Below are 20,157 nucleotides of genomic sequence, written 5' to 3' on the forward strand. Positions count from 1 at the left end.
GGCTACCTCATCCTCGTCGCCTTCGCCGTCATGGCCGCGAAGGCCAAAGTCGCCGACGCCGACGCGGTGGCCGCGCCCGCGGGGCACTGACGGAGGCAGGGGATCGATCGCGTCCTCATCGGCTCGGCCGAACTTCGGTATCGAACTTTATCGCTGCGGTAGCGCTTGATTCACCGCGGCGCCCCTATCATCCACCGGTCGGGGGCGCTGAGTAGGGAGTCGACGCATGGCGCGCGTCCTCATCGCCGACGACGACCCCCTGTTGCGGGGGTTGTTGCAGCACAAGCTGGCCGGCGACGGCCATCTGGTGATCGTCGCCGAGGACGGCGGCGAGGTGCTGGGCCTGATCCGCGAACATCACCCCGACCTGGTGGTCCTGGACGCCATGATGCCGGTCATGGACGGCTTCGAGGTTCTGCGCCGGCTGAAGGTCGATCCGCAGGCCTCGTCCATCCCCGTGATCATGCTGACGGCGCTGCGGCGCGAGGCCGACGTCGTGGGCGCCCTCCAGCTCGGGGCCGCCGACTATCTGGTGAAGCCCTTCATTCCCGACGAACTGCTGGAGCGCGTGCGTCGCCTGGCCGTCCCCCAGCAGGTGCAGGATGATGATCGCGCAAGACGTCCCCGCTGAGGTCCGCCAGGACCCGACGGCGCTCTACGAGGCCGCGGTCGCCGATCGCCGGGCCGGCCGTCCGGCGCAGGCGGTCGACAAGCTGCGGTCGGCCCTCGTCGCCCGTCCCGACGACGTCGACGCACGCCTGCAGCTAGGGCTGGCGCTGCTGGATCTGGGACGGCTGGAAGAGGCCGAGGCCGAGTTGCGGCAGGTCGTCGCACGGGCGCCCGAATACGTCGACGCCCATGTCGCCCTCGCCCGGATCGCGCGGCGGCGGGGCGACCCGCGGGCGGCGGCGGCCTACGCGGCCGAGGCGGCCCGTCTGGCCCCCGAGCGCCCCGACGTGCGCGCCCTGTTCGCCTCACCCGCAGACCCGGCGCGCGGGCGCGTCGACGTCGACCTTTCACGGAGCCGTCTCGGCGCCGGGCTGTCGGACTGGACCGAGGCGCGCGTGGCGCTCACCCGTTCGGTGGGCGACCGCTGGACGGCGTCCGGCGCCGTCGAACGCACCGAACGTTTCGATCGTGCCGACGTCTATCTGGAGGGGCAGGTCGGCCGACGCTTCGTCGGCGGCGACGCCTGGATCGCCGTCGGCGGCGCCCCGGACGCGGACCACCGGCCCGAACTCGCGGTACGGGCCGGCGGCGCCTGGCGCGTGGCGCCGGCCGTCAGCGCGACCCTGGACGGGTCGGTCGCCCGTTTCACCGCTGGCGAGGTCTCGTCGCTTCAGCCCGGCCTGTCGATCGACCTGTTCGACGGTCGCGCGACCGTGGCCGGGCGCTGGATCAACGTCTGGGACGAGAACGGGGATCGAGAGGACGGTTATGCCGTCTCGGCGCGCTGGGCCGTCACCGACCGGTTCCGGCTGCGGATCGATCATGCCGACGCGCCGGAGACCAGCGAAGGCGTCGTGACCGACGTCTCCTCAGTCGCCCTCGGCGGCGAGTGGGATCTGACCGATCGGCTGTCCCTGCGGCTGGGCGTCCTCGACGAGGATCGCGGGGCCTATGGCCGGCGGTCGATCAACGTCGGGTTGGGCTGGCGTTTCTGGTGAGTCTGCTCGGCTTCCTGTGGTGGGGCTCGATCGTCCTCGGGGCCGCGGCCCTGGCGTGGATGGTCTGGTTGATCACCGCGCGTCTGGTCCGCGCGCGACGGGACGCCCGGCTGGGGCTGGATCAGGCCCGGATGCGCCGGCTGTTCCTGGAGATCATGGACGGCCACGTCGAGGCCGCGCGCCAGCTGAACGGCCCCAGTCGGCGCGCGCGTCTCACGGCCGAGGCGATCCTCGACATCGCCGGCCTCGTCCGCGGACACGAGCGCGAACGTCTCACGTCTGCGCTTGCCGGACTGGGCGTGGAAGACCGGCTGCGCCGCCGCCTGCGTCGCGGCAGCCGCGCCGGCAGGATCGCCGCGGCGGAGGCCCTCGCGGTCTTCCCCAATCCCGCCAACGCCGCCGCCCTTCGCCAGGCCCTGGCCGTCGCGCGTGATCCGGAATTCCGCGTCGCGGCGCTGAACGCCCTTCTGGCGCTGGATCAGGCGCCGCCCCTGTGGGATCTGCTGGCCGACGTGTCGTCGCGGGGGTTGCAGGACTCCCTGCTTTACGAGTCCGTGGTCAGGGCCATGGTGGCCCGTTCTCCCGAACAGGCGCTGACGGTGTTCAGGGACCCGGCCGCGTCGGTCGTCATGAGGACCATCGTCGCCGACGCACTGGGGCGTTCGGGCGACTATCGGGCCGTGCCCGCGCTGATGGCGGCTTTCCCCGAAGCGGACCTGGAACTTCGGATCGCCTGCATCCGCGCCCTGGGCGTGCTCGCCCATCCGGCCGCGGAGCCTGCCGTGATCGCCGGCCTGTCGGACCAGGCATGGGAGGTCCGCGCCGCCTCGGCCGAGGCGGCCGGACGCATAGGGCTGGTGTCCGCCGCCCCGCTGCTGGTCCAGGCGCTGGCCGACGGGGTCTGGTGGGTGCGTTTCCGGTCGGGCGAGGCTCTCAGCGCGCTCGGCGAAAAGGGCGTGGCCAGCCTGCGGCTTGCCGCCGGCGTCGATCAGGACGTCGTCCGCCGGGCCGCGTCGCTGGCTCTGGCCGAACGCGGGGTGTCGGCATGAGCGACGCGCTTGTGACCCTCGTCGGGTACGCCCAGGCCATCGCCTGGTTCGTCATCGGCGCGGGGGCGCTGCAGAACCTGCTGTATCTTGTCCAGCTGGGATTGGCGGCCGTCGCCCTGTCCCAGCGGCCCTCGATCCCCCAGTCGACGGTGCTGTGGCGCCGCTATGCCGAGGCCTCGCCGCCGATCGCCCTGCTGGCGCCCGCCTACAACGAAGCCCTGACCATCGTGCAGAGCGTGCGGTCGCTGCTGTCGCTGCGGTATCCCAGCTTCGAGGTGATCGTCGTGAACGACGGCTCGTCAGACGCGACGCTGCGGACGCTGATCGACGCCTACGGGCTCCGGCCGATCCAGCGCCACTTCGACCAGCCGCTGGAGCATCAACCCATCCGCGGCATCTACGGCGCCGAGCACCAGCCCCGGCTGATCGTCGTGGACAAGGCCAACGGCGGCAAGGCGGACGCGCTGAACGCCGGCATCAACGTGTCGCGGGCGCCGATCTTCTGCTCGATGGACGCGGACTCCCTGCTGGAGCCCGACGCCCTGCTGCGCGCCGTCCGGCCCTTCGTCGAGGATCCCGAGCGGACGATCGCGGTCGGCGGCACGGTGCGGATCGCCAACGGCTGCGTGATCCGCGACGGACGGGTCATCCAGGTCGGCCTGCCGCGCAGCTTCCTGGCGCTGCTGCAGACGGTCGAATATCTGCGCGCCTTCCTGATGGCCCGTCTGGCGTGGAGCCGGATCAACGCCCTGACCATCATCTCCGGCGCCTTCGGCCTGTTCCGCCGCGCGCGGGTGATCGAAGCGGGCGGGTACACGCGGGGCACCGTCGGCGAGGACATGGAGCTGGTGGTCAAGCTGCACCGGTTGATGCGCGACAAGCGGCTGCCCTATCGCGTCGGCTTCGTGCCGGAGCCGGTCTGCTGGACCGAGGCGCCGGAGAGCCTGCGCGTTCTGGGCCGTCAGCGGTCGCGCTGGCACCGCGGGGCCCTGGAGACGTTCGAACGGCACTGGGACGTCATGTTCAAGCCCCGCTACGGCCGGCTCGGCGCGCTCGGCTTCACCTACATCCTGCTGGTCGACATCCTGGGGCCGGTGATCGAACTGCTGGGCTATCTGCTGATCCCCGCCTTCTGGGCGTTGGGCCTCCTTTCGATCGACTACCTCCTCGCCTTCCTCGCCGTCAGCTTCACCTTCGGCGTCGTGATCTCGGTGGGCGCGCTGGCGCTGGAAGAATCGGAGCTGCGCCGTTTCCCGCGGGCCCGGCACCTGTTGATCCTGACCGCCGTCGCGGTGCTCGAAAACTTCGGCTATCGCCAGCTCAACAACGTCTGGCGTCTGCGGGGCCTGTGGCAGTGGATGCGGCGCAGCCAGTCATGGGGCACGATGACCCGCAAGGGCTTCAGCGCCCAGGCCTGACCGCCTGTTCCAGCGCGTCGCGCAGGGCCTGGGTCTCGGCGTCGGTCGGTGCACGCCCGGCGAGCAGGACGTCTTCGATCGCAGCGGCCGCGGCGCTGATCTCCGGATGCCCGAACGTGCCGCCCGCGCCGGCCAGACCGTGCGCCAACGCGCGAAGCTCGGTCTGCGACGGGGAGCTTTCCAGCGCCGCGAGATCATTGCGGCAGCGCTCCACGAACCGCGCGCGCAGCGCCTCGGGAACGCCGCTCACTGCCCGGCCCCGGCCAGCACCGCCCTCACCTGCTGCGCCAGCGTCATGGGGTCGAACGGCTTGATGATCACGTCCAGGGCGCCGAGCGCGCGGTAGCGGTCGAGTTCGCCCTCCTGCGCCCGGGCGGTCATGAAGATGACCGGGATCGCCTCGCATCCGGCCGTCTCCCGCAACCGGCGCAGCGTCTCGGGGCCATCCATGCCCGGCATCATCACGTCCAGAAGGACGACGTCGATCGCGGCTCCGGCACGGAGCACTTCCAGCGCCGCATCGCCCGATGCTGCGGAAGTCACGGCAATCTCCGGATCGAGTTCAAGCGAGAAGGCCGCGATCTCGCGGATGTCCGCTTCATCGTCGACGTGCAGCAGGCGCAGCAGGCTCACCCTTCGCCCTCCCTGTTCGTGGCCAGCCGGTGAACGGTGCGGCTGAGCTGGGTCAGCGACATCCGCGACTTGGTCAACACGGCCTGCACCGACGGCGCGATCCGGGCGTCCAGATCCTGTGCGGAATAGACGATCACCGGTATGGTCGCGCCGGCTTCGTCGGTCAGGTCGGGCAGCAGATCCAGCCCGTGACCGTCGGGCAGCCCGAGATCAAGGATGACGAGGTCGGGTCGCTGCCGGCCGAGGGCGTCGCGCGCCTCGCCGAGACTGCGCGCGGGCGTCACCTCCGCCGTGTCCCCCAGCGCTTCCGCGGTGACCGAAAGGATGTCGGGGTCGTCGTCGACGTGCAGGACCTTCGGACGGGCCGCCCCGGGCAGCGCCGCGATGGCCTGCCTCAGCCGATCCTGATCGAACGGCTTCTCCATCCAGTCGACGACCTCCAGCGACCGCCCCCTGACCTTGCCGCGTGCGACGTCGCCGGAAACGACGATCACCGGCATGCCCCGGGTCGACCTGTCCGCCTTCAGCGCGCGGATCAGGCCGACGCCGTCGGCGTCGGGCAGCTGCAGGTCGACCAGGGCGGCCTGGTAGGCGCCGCGCCTCGCCAGCGACAAGGCCTCACGCGCCGTCGCGGCCACATCGGTCTCATAGCCTTCCAGCGCCAGCATGTCCGACAGGACGCGCGCCGCGTCCGGATCGTCCTCGCAGATCAGCAGCCGCCCCGCGCCCGTGGACCTCGGGGCGTCGCTCCACAGCGGCAGATCGAGGTGGAAGGTGGCGCCCTCCCCCTCCTGCGACTCGAACCACAGCCGGCCGCCGTGCCGCTCGGCGATCTCGCGCGCGATGGCAAGGCCCAGGCCGGTTCCACCCTTGGCCCGCGCGTCCGAGGCGTCGGCCTGGGCGAACTTGCCGAAGATGCGGGCGCGGAACGCGTCGGGAATGCCCGGCCCGCGGTCGGCGACGCTGAGGCGCGCGATCCGGGTCTCGGGGTTGACCCCGACGCTGACCTCGCCCCCCGACGGCGAGAACTTGGCGGCGTTGGAAAGCAGATTGGTGACGACCTGGATCAGCCGGTCCATATCGCCCCGCACGGGCGCGGGCTCGCCCTCCCCCAGCGACAGGACCACCCCCAGCTGGTCGGCATAGCCTTGGACCCCCTCGACCGAGCGCCGCGCGACGTCGCGCAGATCCAGCACCTCCATCGTCATCGGCTGCCTGCCGGACTCCAGCTTTTCCACGTCCAGGATGTCGTTGATCAGGCGCACCAGCCGCTGGCTGTTGGAATGGGCGATGCCGATCAGCCGGGACGCCTTCTCCGGCAGCTCGCCGGCCGCGCCGCCGGCCAGCAGACCCAATGAGCCGGCGATCGAGGTCAGCGGCGTGCGCAGTTCGTGACTGACGGTCGAGACGAAGGCATCCTTCATCGCTTCGATCCGACGGCGCTCGCTGATGTCGCGGACCACCGCGACCAGGTGCCGTCCAGTGGGCAGGTCCATGGCTCCCAACGCCACGTCCACGGGAAAAGTGCTCCCGTCGCGGCGTCGCGCCGTCATCTCGCGGACGATGCCCCCTTCCAGCGCGCCCTGGCTTTCGCCGAGGCGGCGCAGGAAAGCGCCCTCGCCGTTGTCCGCCAGATCGATCAGAACGCCGACGTCGCGGCGGATGAGGTCCGAAGCCGGCCAGCCGAACATCCGTTCGCCCGCGGCGTTGACGCTCTCGACGCTGCCGCTGGGGTTCAGCGTCACGATGGCGTCAATGGCGCTGTCCAGGGTCGCCTGTTGCCGCGCGGCCGAGGCCGCCAGCCGCTCCATCAGAGCGGTGCGCGTCGTGACGAACCGCCAGACCAGAAAGCCGATGATCGCGGCCGTGGCGATCAGGAGGACGAACAGGGCGGCCACCAGCGCCTCGGTCCTGCGGGTCCTCCCCTCGGATCGCTGGGCCAGTTGATCCAGGGCGGCGGCTTCTTGCCGGATCATCCGCTCGACCACCTCGCGGATGCCGTCCATCGCGATCTTCCCCTCGCCGCTGGAAACGATCGCCATGGCGGCGCCCACGTCGCCGTCCGTCCTCAGCTCGACCGTACGCTCCATGGTGTCGCGCTTGCGGCCGACCAGGGTCCGCAGGGCGACGACCTCGCGCGACTGTGCGGGATCGTCGGCCAGGCGGCGTTGAAGCTCGGCGAGGGCTCCGTCCATCTCTCGAAGCGCGCGGTCGTAGGGCTCGAGGAACCGCTCATCGCCGGTGATGATGAAGCCGCGCTGTCCGGTTTCCGCATCCTGCATCAGCGAGAACACCGACTGAATTCGGCTCCGGGTGTCGTAAGACCGCCCCACCTCCGCGCGAAGCCGCGCCGCCCCGCCGAATTCGCGACGAAGTTCGACGGCGGAAGCGACGAGGATGGCCAGCACGAGGCCCCCGGCCACCGCCAGGCCCCACCGGTATCGTGTCGAACGCAACGAAGACTTGCCTGCGGCCATGGCCCAAGAGTGCTCCCGTTGCCTTATCGAGAGGTCAACGGGTCTGCGCGAAACCGCGTTGCGCCGGCGGGGACTTCTGTCGCCAGACTGACGGCGCCGCCACGCACTCCCGGTCGGGAGCCTCCGGAAGCCGCCAGCCGGACGGCGTCGGGTCCCCGCAGGCGCGACACCGGCCAGCAGCCGGGACCGGCGATCGCGAGTGCGACTCCGCCGCACGTCCATTCGTCACGTCAGTGGCCGTGATCCCCGTCGGTCTCCGTTTCCGCCGCCGTATCCGACGGCAGGGCCTCGCCGTCGGCTGCGACGAACCAGAAGGGCGCCCGCGGTCGCCGGCGGGGGGCGATCTCGTTCATGCCCGCGTCGTACACCCGGCCGTTCAGGACGGTGAAGGCCACGGTGCTGGTGTTGCGGATGTTCTCCAGGGGATTCCCGTCCAGCACCACCATGTCGGCGAGCTTGCCGACCTCAAGCGAACCGATGTCGCGGTCCATGCCCAGCGCCTTGGCCCCGTTCAGGGTGCCGGCGCGGATGGCCTCAAGCGGCGCCATCCCGCCCTGGGACAGCATCCACATCTCCCAGTGGGCCGCCAGACCTTCGCGTTGACCGTGCGCGCCGATGGCGACGACGACGCCCTGGTCGGAGAGCCGCCGCGCCTCGCGCGCGACCGAGACGTGGTTCCACTCGTTGTCCGGCAGGGTGACGGGCCGACGCGCGCGCGCGTCCAGAAGGCGGCGCGGCACATACTGCGTCAGGATCGGATGGTTCCAGACCTCGCTTTCCTGGTACCAGTAATTCTCGCCGTAGCTGCCGCCATAGGCCACGGAAAGGGTCGGGTTGTAGGCCGTGCCGGTCTGGCGCCAGAGCTGGTGCACGTCGTCATAGAGCCTGGCCAGCGGGATCGCATGCTCGATCGTCGTGTGGCCGTCGATGACCATGGTCATGTTGTGCTGGAACAGCGAGCCGCCTTCGGGGACGACCATCATTCCCAGCTGGCGCGCCGCTTCGATGATCTGCTGGCGCTGGTCTCGGCGGGGTTGGTTGTAGCTCTTGACCGTGGTGATGCCGGCGGCCCGCATCCGCCGAAGGGTCGACAGCGCGTCGTCGAGGTCGTCGACCTGGGCGGTGAACGCGGTGTTCGCGCCGTACAGGATGGTGCCGGTCGAGAAGATGCGCGGGGCCACCACCCGGCCGGCCCGGGCAAGCTCGCTGTGGGCCACGATCTCGCTGGTGCCGGCCGACGGGTTGAAGATGGTGGTCACGCCGAAGGCGAGGGACGCGTAGTTGACCCAGCTCTGCTCGGGGATGATCTGGTTCGAACCCATGGCGCCGTGCCAGTGGGCGTCGACGATGCCGGGCATGATGGTCTTTCCCGCCATGTCGAGGACCGGCACGCCCGCCGGGATCGGGGTGGACGCCGCGGGCCCGATGGCTTCGATCCGGGCGCCGTCGATGATGATGACCCCGTTCTCGATGACCTCGGCGCCGTTCATGGTGATCAACCGCGCGCCGGTCAGGGCCATCCGGCCATCGGGCGCGTCGGTCGGCGCCGGGAAGCCGAGATTGATCCCGGCCTCCGCGGGCTCGGGCAGCTCCTCCGGCGCGCCGTCGACGAAGGCGAAGGCCTGGTTCAGGTCGCGGGTGAACAGCTCGGGCCCCAGCGACCACTGCAGCCGGCGGGAGTCGCCGGACCAGCTCAGCCAGTCGCCGGCGTCGCGCGTGACCCGGGCCTGCGGCAGGGACTTGCCGTCGGCGCTGACCGTGATCGGTCGACCCGCCGCCACGAAGGGGGCGACGTAGGCATTGAACCGCTCGGTCCAGCCGATCCAGTTCCCGTCCGGAGACACGGCGAACTCATTGGCCCACTCGGAGGTCAGGTGCGTGCGCGCCTCGTCGCCGTCCAGATCGACCGAGAACAGGGTGCGCTTGTCGCCGTCCCGACCGGACAGGAACAGGCGGTCGCCCTCGGCGCCGAACTGGGGATTCGTCCCCTCATCGGTGATCAGCACCGCGTCCCCGCCGTCGGACGGGATGCGATAGACCCCCGGATCGCGCGTCCAGAGGGCCGGCATCAGCGAGCCGCCGCCCGTCGCGCGGTAGACCACGGTGCGCCCGTCGGGCGAGAACACAGGCTCGACGTAGTGGCCGGGCCGCGACGTGATCACCCGGCCCACGCCGCCCGAGGCGGGGACCACCCGGACCGAGCCGAGCGCCTCGTCGTCCCAGGTCACATAGACGATCGACCGGCCGTCGCGGGACCAGTTCGGATAGAGTTCGAAGTGGTCGCTCTGACGCGTCAGCCGCCGCGCCGTCCCCGTCGGCAGGTCCCGAATCCAGAGATTGCCGAGGGCCTCGAACACCACTCGCGTGCCGTCCGGAGAAGGTCGGGCCCAGCGGACCATCTTCACCTCGAAGGCGTCGGGCGCCACCTCGACCGGAACGCGAACCGCGTCCTGAACCCGGCGGGTGTCGGCGACGTGGAAGGGAATGTCGGCGACCTCCTGGGAGGCGACGTCGACGCGCTGGATGCGGCCGTCGGCCCAGAAGACGATGGACCGGCTGTCGGGCGTCCAGCTGATGGCCGGATAGACGCCGTGGACCGCCCATGTCTCCTGGAGATCCCGGTCGAGCCCGGAGAAGACGGGCGTCTCCCGTCCGGACTCGACGTCCATCACATAGAGGGTCGACTGGTAGCGGACGCGGCGAATGAAGGCGATCGACCGGCCGTCCGGGGACGGGGTCGGCCGGATCGAGCCGCCGGGTCCGGTGATGTAGGGCTCGACCTCGCCGGTCTCGCGGTCGAGGCGGCGGATGATGTAGATCTGTTCGTTGACGTCCTTGGAATACTCGAACGTCGTGCCGGGTGTGGCGTCGTCGCTGAAGTAGAGATAGCGGCCGTCGGGCGAGAAGGCCGGCTCGCCGGTGTCCTTCTGCTGGGTGCGGCGCTCGGTCATCTGCACGCCGGATCCGCCCGAGCGGTGATACAGCCACATCTCGCCAGCCCCCAGGGATCGGGCCGAGGTGAAATGCTTGCGCCCGACGATGAACTGGCCGTCCGGCGTCCATTCCGGCTGGTTCAGGAGACGGAAGCTCTCCCTGGACACCTGGGTCGGGTTCGAGCCGTCTGCTTCCATAATCCAGATGTTGTCGCCGCCGGCCCGGTCCGAGGTGAAGGCGATGTGGCGGCCGTCCGGCGACCATTTCGGCTGCATGTCCCAGGCCACGCCCGAAGCGATCGCGCGCGCCTCGCCGCCGGAGATCGGCATGACGTAGATGTCCCCCAGAAGGTCGAAGACGAGGGTCCGGCCGTCGGGGCTGACGTCCAGCGACATCCAGGTGCCGCGGGTCACGTCGATCGAGACTTCTCGCGACGGGCCCGGCGGATTCTGCACGTCCCATTTGGGCGCTTCGGCCGGGGCGCCGGCGGCCGGAGCCGCCGGGGCGCCGCCCGGCGGGATCGGTTCAGGCGTCTGGGCGGCGGCGGATCCGGCACAGGCCAGCAGGACGACCGAGGTCAGGAACGCGCGCGTCATCGTGTGTAGTCCCCCCGGAGACATGGCCGGGCGTCCTTCGCCGTCGCCGACGCCGCACCCTTGGGACAACTCAACCCTGTCCGGAGCCGGGAGTCCACCGGCCCGGCGACGCCCCGTCTGGCGTTGACGGTCGACCGACCCCGGTCGGCCTTCACTGAAATCCCGCCCGGGCGCAAGACTACAGAGGGATTGAGGACCGCTTCCACCAGCCCTCCCGCCGGACAGCGGTCCCGAAGCGGTCAGGATCCCGACGGTCAGCCCCGCGGCTGTCGCGACTTCGCGACTATGGCGACGATGATGATGACGAAGGCCAGGGCGCGCAGCAGATAGAAGGGACTCTGCTCTTCGCGCGGGACCTCGAGGGTCAGCGTCAGCAGCGGCACGGCCGCCAGCAGCAGGAAGGCCGTTGAGAAGGCCAGAAAGAGGGCGTCGCCGGTGCGCCGCCAGAATTTCAGGAAGAAGACCGCGGCGACCCCGTATCCCATGATGATCGCGCCGGTCATGACGGCCTGGAGGGTCATCGGTCGACCTCCCAGATGAAGCCGTAGATCAGCACGCTGACTGCGGCGAACGAGGTCGCGATCCGCGCCAGGGTGAAGTCGATCCCCACCAGCAGCACCATGTCCAGCACCACGAAGGCGGCGTTGAGCGCCAACAGGCTGAAGCACCCCGCGCTCCACATCAGCAGCGGCTGGCGCGTGCGTCGCCACGTGCGGATCAGCAGGGCGGCGCAGATCGCGCTGGTGACCAGGCACAATCCATAGACGAGTGCGGGCGCGCCGAGGCTCATGACTTCCACTTTCCCAGCCGGAACGAGTCGGCGAAGCCCTTCAGGGCGTCCGAGCGCTTGGCCATGATCACAGCGGTAACGCTGAATGGTCGTTCCGCATAGGTGGCGGCGAGGCGCTCCACCAGATCGGCGAGATGAGGAGTGGCGGGCTGGTACCGGTGCCCGTCGTCGCTCACGGCCACCAGTCCCGCCCGCTCAAGCGTGCGCAGGCAGTCGCTCATGACGTTGAGGCTGGAGCGTGTCTCGGTGACGAGGGCGTCGGCAGACCAGGCGCGCGCCCCGCCGCGCCGCATCACCAAAAGGGTCTCGAGCGCCCAGACCGACGGCAGCGCGCTCTCGATGAAGCGCGTCAGGTCGGGGTCGAGAGAGGTGCGCCCGGAGTCGGTCACCGCGCTTCCGGAGGTCGGCGGAAGGTCTGCATGGCGCGCGAACCTAGCCTCTCCGGCCTGAATGGCAACTCGTCAAATTCTCCTCTCGCGTACGGAACCGAACTGCGCCGCGGGACATTCCGTGTGGTTAGGTTTGGGGGAGCCAACACGCGCGCCGACGTCAGGAGAGGCCGACCAGCGGTCCGTTCCGACGCGAGGCGTGAGAGGTCACCCCGACGGATATTTCGTACGGGTACTGACAATGTCCATGGCTTCGATCGCCGACGATTCGCTCGACAACCGACAGCTTCTCGCCGCCCTCAGGGCCTTCCGCAGGGGGGACTTCTCGGTGCGCCTGCCCGTGAACCTGGGCGGGGTGGACGGCGAACTGGCGGACGCGTTCAACGAGGTCGTCGAGATGAACGACCGGATGAGCCGCGAGTTCGGACGTCTGGCCGAGACCGTTGGACGCCAGGGCCGGATCAACGCCCGGGCGAAGTTGCCGGGCGCCTCGGGCGCCTGGGCCGACAGCGTCGAGGCGGTGAACGACCTGATCGCCGACATGATGCATCCGACCGCCGAGATGGCGCGCGTGATCGGCGCCGTGGCCAAGGGCGACCTGTCCCAGACGATGGAACTGGACGACGACGAGCGGCCGCTGCGCGGCGAGTTCCTGCGCATCGGACGCGTCGTGAACACCATGGTGGGGCAGCTGGGCTCCTTCGCGTCCGAAGTGACGCGCGTGGCGCGCGAGGTCGGCACGGAAGGCAAGCTGGGCGGTCAGGCGAACGTGAAGGGCGTGGCCGGCGCGTGGAAGGACCTCACCGACAACGTCAACTCCATGGCCGACAACCTGACGGGTCAGGTGCGCAACATCGCCGAAGTGACCACGGCGGTGGCCAACGGCGACCTGAGCCGCAAGATCACCGTGGACGTGAAGGGCGAGGTTCTGGAGCTGAAGAACACCATCAACGTCATGGTGGACCAGCTGAACGCCTTCGCCAGCGAAGTCACCCGGATGGCGCGCGAGGTCGGCACCGAGGGCAAGCTGGGCGGCCAGGCCCAGGTGAAGGGCGTGACCGGCACCTGGAAGGATCTGACCGACAACGTGAACTTCATGGCGGCCAACCTGACCAGTCAGGTCCGCAACATCGCCGAAGTCACCACCGCCGTGGCCAAGGGCGACCTGTCCAAGAAGATCACCGTGGACGTGAAGGGCGAGATCCTGGAGCTGAAGGTCACCATCAACACCATGGTGGACCAGCTGAACGCCTTCGCCAGCGAAGTGACCCGCGTGGCCAGGGAGGTCGGCACCGAGGGCAAGCTGGGCGGTCAGGCGCGCGTGGAAGGCGTCGGCGGGACCTGGAAGGACCTGACCGACAACGTGAACCTGATGGCTGACAACCTGACCGGTCAGGTCCGGAACATCGCCGAAGTCACCACGGCCGTGGCCAAGGGCGACCTGTCGAAGAAGATCACGGTGCAGGTGCGCGGCGAGGTGCTGGAGCTGAAGAACACCATCAACGTCATGGTGGACCAGCTGAACGCCTTCGCCAGCGAGGTGACCCGCGTGGCCAAGGAGGTCGGCACCGACGGCAAGCTGGGCGGTCAGGCCCAGGTGGAGGGCGTCACCGGCGCCTGGAAGGACCTGACCGACAACGTCAACTCCATGGCGGCCAACCTGACGGGTCAGGTGCGCGAGATCGCCGAGGTGACCACGGCCGTCGCCAACGGCGACCTGTCCAAGAAGATCACCGTGGACGTGAAGGGCGAGATCCTGGAGCTGAAGTCGACCATCAACGTCATGGTGGACCAGCTCAACTCGTTCGCCTCCGAAGTGTCGCGCGTGGCCCGCGAGGTGGGCACGGACGGCAAGCTGGGCGGTCAGGCGAACGTGAAGGGCGTCGGCGGGGCCTGGAAAGACCTGACCGACAACGTGAACTTCATGGCCGCCAACCTCACCGGTCAGGTCCGGAACATCGCCGAAGTCACCACGGCCGTGGCCAACGGCGACCTGTCCAAGAAGATCACCGTGGACGTGAAGGGCGAGATCCTCGAGCTGAAGAACACCATCAACGTGATGGTTGACCAGCTGAACGCCTTCGCCAGCGAGGTGACCCGCGTCGCCAAGGAAGTCGGCACCGACGGCAAGCTGGGCGGTCAGGCGCAGGTGACCGGCGTGACCGGGGCGTGGAAGGACCTGACGGACAACGTGAACCTGATGGCCGACAACCTGACCGGTCAGGTGCGGAACATCGCCGAAGTCACGACCGCCGTGGCCAACGGCGACCTTTCCAAGAAGATCACCGTGGACGTGAAGGGCGAGATCCTGGAGCTGAAGTCGACGATCAACACCATGGTCGATCAGCTGAACGCCTTCGCATCGGAGGTGACCCGCGTGGCGCGCGAAGTGGGCACCGAGGGCAAGCTGGGCGGTCAGGCCCAGGTGAAGGGCGTGACCGGCACCTGGAAAGATCTGACCGACAACGTGAACTTCATGGCCGGCAACCTGACCGGCCAGGTCCGGAACATCGCCGAAGTCACCACCGCCGTGGCCAAGGGCGACCTGTCCAAGAAGATCACCGTGGACGTGAAGGGCGAGATCCTGGAGCTGAAGAACACCATCAACGTCATGGTGGACCAGCTGAACGCCTTCGCCAGCGAAGTGACCCGCGTGGCCAAGGAGGTCGGCACCGAGGGCAAGCTGGGCGGTCAGGCGCAGGTGCCGGGGGTGACCGGCGCCTGGGAGGATCTCACGGACAACGTGAACATGATGGCGGCCAATCTGACGGGTCAGGTGCGCGGCATCGCCGAGGTCGTGACCGCGGTGGCCAACGGCGACCTGAAGCGCAAGCTGACGCTGGACGCCAAGGGCGAAATCGCGTCGCTGGCCGACACCATCAACGGCATGATCGAGACCTTGGCCATCTTCGCCGACCAGGTGACCAACGTGGCGCGCGAGGTGGGATCCGAAGGCAAGCTGGGCGGCCAGGCGCGGGTGCCGGGGGCGGCGGGCCTGTGGCGGGACCTGACCGACAACGTCAACCAGCTGGCCGGCAACCTGACCACCCAGGTCCGCGCCATCGCCGAGGTTTCGACCGCGGTGACGAAGGGCGACCTGACGCGGTCCATCACCGTCGAGGCCTCAGGCGAGGTCGCGGCGCTGAAGGACAACATCAACGAGATGATCCGCAACCTGAAGGATCAGACCCTCAAGAACACCGAGCAGGACTGGCTGAAGACCAACCTGGCGCGCTTCACCCGGATGCTCCAGGGCGAGCGCGATCTGGCCACCGTGTCGAACATGGTGCTGTCTGAACTGGCGCCGCTGATCAACGCCCAGCACGCCGTCTTCTACGTCGCTGACCGGGACGTCGAGGACCAGCCGCTGCTGGTCCTGGCGGCCGCCTACGCCTCGACTGAGCGCGACCGCCTGTCGCCGACCTTCCGGTTCGGCGAGAGCCTGATCGGCCAGTGCGCCAAGGAGAAGGAACGGATCCTGCTGACCAACGTGCCGAAGGACTACGTCCAGATCGGCTCGGGCCTGGGCGCGGCGGCGCCGCTGAACATCATCGTCCTTCCGGCCCTGTTCGAGGGCGAGGTGAAGGCGGTGATCGAACTGGCCACGTTCGGCGAGTTCTCCGAGACCCACCAGTCGTTCCTGAGCCAGTTGATGGAGTCGGTCGGCATCGTGCTGAACACCATCGCCGCCAACATGCGGACCGAGGGCCTGCTCAGCCAGTCGCAGCTGCTGACCGCGGAACTTCAGGCCCAGCAGGAGGAGCTGAAGACCACCAACGACCGGCTGGAACAGCAGGCCGCGTCCCTCCGCCAGTCCGAAGAGTTGCTGCGCGCCAAGCAGGAGGAGCTGCAGAGCTCCAACGCCGAGCTGGAGGAGAAGGCCCAGCTCCTCTCCGCCCAGAACAAGCAGGTGGAGGCCAAGAACATCGAGGTCGAGCAGGCCCGCTTCGCCCTCGAGGAAAAGGCCGAGCAGCTGGCCCTGACGTCGAAGTACAAGTCCGAGTTCCTGGCCAACATGAGCCATGAACTGCGCACGCCGCTGAACAGCCTGCTGATCCTGTCGAAGATGCTCAGCGAGAACACCCAGGGCAACCTGACGGGCAAGCAGGTGGAGTTCGCCAAGAACATCCATGCCGCCGGCTCGGACCTGCTGGGCCTGATCAACGACATTCTCGATCTGTCCAAGATCGAATCCGGCACCGTCACCCTGGACATCGGCGAGACCAGCTTCGCCGGCCTGCGTGACCAGATGGAACGGACCTTCGCGCAGATCGCGCAGGACAAGAAGCTGGAGTTCCGCATCGATCTGGCGCCCGACCTGCCGGCGTCGATGTACACCGACGACAAGCGGCTGCAGCAGGTGATCAAGAACCTGTTGTCCAACGCCTTCAAGTTCACCGCGGCCGGCCAGGTCCGGTTCAGCGTCGAGCGCGTGCAGGGCGGCTGGAGCCCCGAGAACGACCACCTGAACAAGGCGGGACAGGTGCTCGCCTTCTCGGTGCGCGACAGCGGAATCGGGATTCCGGAAGAGAAGCAGCGCATCATCTTCGAGGCTTTCCAGCAGGCGGACGGGACCACCAGCCGCAAGTACGGCGGCACCGGGCTGGGCCTCTCGATCAGTCGGGAGATCACCCGAACGCTGGGCGGCGAACTGAAGGTGGAGAGCGAGCCCGACGTGGGATCGACCTTCACCCTGTATCTGCCGCTGAACTTCGCGCCCGCCGCGCCGGCGGCGGGCCGGGACGCCGGCAAGTCGGTGGTCGTCCGCACCCTCGACGTGGAGGACGAGACCGAAGTCGTGGAGATGATCGCCGACGACCGGGACGCGATCGCGCCCGGAGACGCCGTGATCCTGATCGTGGAGGACGACCCGCGGTTCGGCTCCATCCTCCTGGCACTGGTCCGCGACGGCGGCTTCAAGGGCATCATCACCCAGCAGGGCGTGGCCGCCGCGTCGCTGGCGCGGCGCTATGCCCCGCAAGCGATCCTGCTCGACGTCGGACTGCCGGACATGGACGGCCTGGCCCTGCTCGACCTTTTGAAGCGCACGCCGGAGACCCGGCACATCCCGGTTCATGTCATCTCCGCGGACGACCAGGCGGGGCTGGGCATCGCCATCGGCGCCTTCGGCTTCACGCCGAAACCGATCGATCGCGAGGGCGTGGTGGCCAGCCTGGACGAGGTGCGGAACTTCGTCGCCGTCCCGGACCGGCGTCTGGTCTTCGTCGGTCCCGCCGGAGAGCCCGTCGGCGCACTGAAGTCGGCCTTCGGCCAGGTCACGCGCCTCGACGGTCTGAAGGGCCTGGCCAAGGCGAAGCTGAAGACCACCGACGGTCTGGTGATGGACGCGACCGTGGCGCCGCCGGGCGAGTTGATCGACTGGCTGAAGTCGGCGCAGCGTCTGGCCGTGATCTACGCCGGACGGCCGCTGTCCCCGGCGGAGGAACGTCGTCTGCGTCTGGCCGTGTTCTCGGGCCACGCCCGGCTGGCGCGGACGCCCGAGCAGCTGCTGGAACAGGCCGCCATCCTGCTGCACGAGCCGACCGATCGCCTGTCCGAGGCGGCGCGCGCCAGCCTGGCCCAGACGCGGAAGGACGACGCCATCCTCACCGGCCGCACGGCCTTGGTGATCGACGACGACATCCGCAACATCTTCTCGATGGCGAGCGCCCTGGAGGAGTTCGGGGTCGATCTGCACTACGCGGAAAGCGGCCGCGCCGGGCTGGACCTGCTGCGCCAGCACCCTGAGATCGACATCGCTCTGGTCGACATCATGATGCCGGACATGGACGGCTACGAGACGATGCGGGAGATCCGCTCCATCGCCCAGTTCGCCGACCTGCCCATCATCGCCGTGACGGCCAAGGCGATGAAAGGCGACCGCGCCAAGTGCATCCAGGCCGGCGCGTCCGATTACGTGTCCAAACCCGTCGACATCGACTATCTGATCTCGGTCATGCGCGTGTCGATCCAGAGGGCCGACGCCCTGCGTCTGGGCGCGCGCGAACCGGCCGCCGTCTGATGGCCGCCCGGAAGCCCGCAGGAGACCCGGCCCGCGCCAGGGTGCTGATCGTCGACGACGATGAGCGCAACGCCTTCGCCGCCACGGAGGCGCTGGAAGTGCTGGGCCATGAACTGGTCGTGGCCCGTTCGGGGGAAGAGGCGCTGCGACTGCTGCTGACGCAGCGGTTCGCGGTCATCCTGCTGGACCTGCACATGCCCGGGATGGACGGGTACGAGACCGCGCGCCTGATCCGCGAGCATCCTCGCACGCGGGACACGCCCATCGTCTTCGTCACCGCCGTGTTCCGGGACGAGGCGCACATCTTCCAGGCCTATCAGGTCGGAGCGGTGGACGTGGTCTTCAAACCCGTCGACCCGTTCATCCTGCGGGCCAAGGTCGCGGTGCTGGCCGACCTGCATTTGAAGACAGAAGAGATCGCGCGCCGGGCGGAGGAGCGCCATCGCCTGCTGCGCGAGAACGCGGCCAACGCGGAGGCGCGGCTGAACGCCGAACTGGCGCTGCGCCAGACGCGCGAGCGTCAGGACGCCATCCTGAAGTCCCTGCCCGTGGTCTTCACGTCGCGCGCGACCCTGCATCCCTTCGCGGCGCTGTTCGTCAGCGACAGCATCACCCCCCTGACGGGCTTCGAGCCGGCCCGCTTCATCGAGGATCCGGAAATCGGCCTGGGCCGCATTCATCCCGATGACGTGGAGGGCGTGGTCGACTGCCTGATGAAGGCCGCCGAGACCGGCGCCTATGCCTGCGAGTACCGGTGGCAGTGCGCCGACGGCGAATATCGCTCGTTCCTGGACCAGGGCGTCTGGGTGCCCGGCGAGGCCGAGGGCGAGGGCGAGATCCTGGGCACCCTGCTGGACGTCACGGACCGGCGCCGTCTGGAGGAGCAGCTGTCGCAGGCGCGCAAGATGGAAGCGGTCGGTCAGCTGACGGGCGGCATCGCCCACGACTTCAACAATCTGCTGACCGTCGTGCTCGGCAACGCCGACATCCTGATGCGGCGGATCGAGGACGAAAAGACCCGGCGCCAGCTTGAGGCGATCAAACTGGCGGCGGATCGGGGCCACACCCTGACGCGGCAGCTTCTGGCCTTCTCCCGGCGCCAGACGCTGAATCCCGAGGCGATCGACCTGCATCAGCTGGTGCGCGCCTTCTCACCGCTGATCCGCCAGGCGATCGGCGAGGGAGTGATCCTCGACCTGTCGGCAGACCCGACGCCGGTCTTCGTCCTGGCGGACGCCAACCAGCTCGAGAACGCGCTGCTGAACCTGGCGGTCAACGCGCGAGACGCCATGGAGGGTGAAGGGGTCCTGACCATCACGGTGGCGGCCGCGGGAGATCAAGGCGTGATCACTGTGTCCGACACCGGGTCCGGCATGAGCGACGAGACCCGGCGACGTCTGTTCGAACCCTTCTACACCACCAAGGAAGTCGGCCGGGGCTCGGGGCTCGGCCTGTCGCAGGTCTACGGCTTCCTGCAGCAGTCCGGCGGCAAGGTGGAGATCGAGAGCGCCGTCGGCGAGGGATCGACCTTCCGTCTGCTCCTGCCCCTGACCGACCGGCGCCCGGAGGCCGCGCCGGCCGAGGCCGAGGCGAGCGGGGCGCAAGGCGGCTCCGAGCGGGTCCTGATCGTCGAGGACGATCCCGCCGTGCTCAGCGTCTGCCTCGACATGCTCCAGAGCCTTGGCTACCGCTGCGAAGTGGCGGTGGACGCCGCGGGTGCGCTCGGGCGGCTGGAAGAGCGGCCGTTCGACCTGCTGTTCTCCGACGTCGTCATGCCGGGAGGCGTCAACGGGATCGAGCTGGCGCGTCGCGCCCGGGCCGCGCATCCGCGTCTCGAGATCCTGCTGACCTCAGGCTACGTTGGAGAAGCGGCGCTGGACGATCTCCACGAGTTCGACGTGATCGAGAAGCCCTATGAGCGGGCGGCGCTGGCCGGGCGGCTGCGCGCGATCCTCGACTGCGAGACCCGACGGGCCGAAGCCGAGGCGGCCTGCTGACGAGCGCCGTCGACTTCCCGACCGCGCTTGGCCGGGACGTCCGGGGGCGCCGTCGACGGAAGTCCCGCGCATCGATGGTGCAGGCCTCGGTCATCACGCCGAAGTGGTCGGCCGCCTGGCCCCGCCTTGAACGGCAGCGCGACGCCATGGGCGAGTTTGATGACGCAATCTGACGTCATGACCCT

The 20,157-nt window shown here is 69.1% G+C and carries 13 protein-coding genes; 6 read left to right on the top strand and 7 right to left on the bottom strand.

From position 1 onward, the window contains the following. Window positions 1–226 precede the first annotated feature (226 nt). Genes EFJ44_RS12880 through EFJ44_RS12895 form a run of 4 tightly spaced genes read left to right on the top strand, consistent with a single transcriptional unit; the run spans window position 227 to window position 4,134 of the window. Window positions 227–631, top strand: coding sequence for a response regulator transcription factor (locus tag EFJ44_RS12880; protein ID WP_125257638.1), 405 nt, complete (start codon window positions 227–229; stop codon window positions 629–631). Next, window positions 606–1,667 (top strand): YaiO family outer membrane beta-barrel protein, encoded by a 1,062-nt coding sequence (locus tag EFJ44_RS12885; RefSeq protein ID WP_164511919.1) that lies wholly within the window; start codon window positions 606–608, stop codon window positions 1,665–1,667. The genes EFJ44_RS12880 and EFJ44_RS12885 overlap by 26 nt, the downstream gene beginning before the upstream one ends. After that, window positions 1,664–2,716 (top strand): HEAT repeat domain-containing protein, encoded by a 1,053-nt coding sequence (locus tag EFJ44_RS12890; protein ID WP_125257640.1) that lies wholly within the window; start codon window positions 1,664–1,666, stop codon window positions 2,714–2,716. Before EFJ44_RS12885 ends, EFJ44_RS12890 begins: the two co-directional genes overlap by 4 nt. Beyond that, window positions 2,713–4,134, top strand: a complete 1,422-nt coding sequence (locus EFJ44_RS12895; RefSeq protein WP_125257641.1) for a glycosyltransferase family 2 protein — start codon at window positions 2,713–2,715, stop codon at window positions 4,132–4,134. Before EFJ44_RS12890 ends, EFJ44_RS12895 begins: the two co-directional genes overlap by 4 nt. On the opposite strand, the gene EFJ44_RS12900 is transcribed toward EFJ44_RS12895, so the two are convergent. The 7 genes from EFJ44_RS12900 to EFJ44_RS12930 all read right to left on the bottom strand — a co-directional run bounded on the left by EFJ44_RS12900 (window position 4,118) and on the right by EFJ44_RS12930 (window position 11,953). Further along, complete coding sequence (locus EFJ44_RS12900; protein ID WP_125257642.1) at window positions 4,118–4,384, bottom strand: Hpt domain-containing protein; 267 nt, start codon at window positions 4,382–4,384, stop codon at window positions 4,118–4,120. The two genes, EFJ44_RS12895 and EFJ44_RS12900, sit on opposite strands and share 17 nt — an antisense overlap. Beyond that, on the bottom strand, window positions 4,381–4,767 hold the full coding sequence (locus EFJ44_RS12905; RefSeq protein WP_125257643.1) for a response regulator: 387 nt from the start codon (window positions 4,765–4,767) through the stop codon (window positions 4,381–4,383). Before EFJ44_RS12905 ends, EFJ44_RS12900 begins: the two co-directional genes overlap by 4 nt. Further along, entirely contained in the window at window positions 4,764–7,244 is a 2,481-nt protein-coding gene (locus EFJ44_RS12910; RefSeq protein ID WP_164511920.1) for a CHASE3 domain-containing protein, read from the bottom strand. Before EFJ44_RS12910 ends, EFJ44_RS12905 begins: the two co-directional genes overlap by 4 nt. Before the next feature lie 230 nt (window positions 7,245–7,474). Then, window positions 7,475–10,774, bottom strand: coding sequence for an amidohydrolase family protein (locus EFJ44_RS12915; protein ID WP_206426920.1), 3,300 nt, complete (start codon window positions 10,772–10,774; stop codon window positions 7,475–7,477). A 254-nt stretch (window positions 10,775–11,028) separates the two neighbouring features. Continuing rightward, complete coding sequence (locus EFJ44_RS12920; RefSeq protein ID WP_125257646.1) at window positions 11,029–11,295, bottom strand: DUF5985 family protein; 267 nt, start codon at window positions 11,293–11,295, stop codon at window positions 11,029–11,031. Next, the gene (locus tag EFJ44_RS12925) at window positions 11,292–11,564 is read right to left on the bottom strand and encodes a DUF5985 family protein (protein WP_125257647.1); all 273 of its coding nucleotides are present in this window, start codon (window positions 11,562–11,564) and stop codon (window positions 11,292–11,294) included. Before EFJ44_RS12925 ends, EFJ44_RS12920 begins: the two co-directional genes overlap by 4 nt. Next, window positions 11,561–11,953, bottom strand: a complete 393-nt coding sequence (locus EFJ44_RS12930; RefSeq protein ID WP_125257648.1) for a hypothetical protein — start codon at window positions 11,951–11,953, stop codon at window positions 11,561–11,563. The genes EFJ44_RS12925 and EFJ44_RS12930 overlap by 4 nt, the downstream gene beginning before the upstream one ends. A gap of 247 nt (window positions 11,954–12,200) precedes the next feature. Between EFJ44_RS12930 and EFJ44_RS12935 the strand changes: the two genes are divergently transcribed. Both EFJ44_RS12935 and EFJ44_RS12940 read left to right on the top strand, forming a co-directional pair. Then, a complete protein-coding gene (locus EFJ44_RS12935) occupies window positions 12,201–17,975 on the top strand; it encodes a HAMP domain-containing protein (protein WP_206426921.1) in 5,775 nt (1,924 codons plus the stop codon). Continuing rightward, window positions 17,975–19,972, top strand: coding sequence for a response regulator (locus tag EFJ44_RS12940; RefSeq protein WP_125257650.1), 1,998 nt, complete (start codon window positions 17,975–17,977; stop codon window positions 19,970–19,972). Before EFJ44_RS12935 ends, EFJ44_RS12940 begins: the two co-directional genes overlap by 1 nt. Window positions 19,973–20,157: the final 185 nt, after the last annotated feature.

The sequence above is a fragment of the Brevundimonas fluminis genome, assembly GCF_003934285.1.
In the GTDB taxonomy this organism is placed as follows: Bacteria; Pseudomonadota; Alphaproteobacteria; order Caulobacterales; family Caulobacteraceae; genus Brevundimonas; species Brevundimonas fluminis.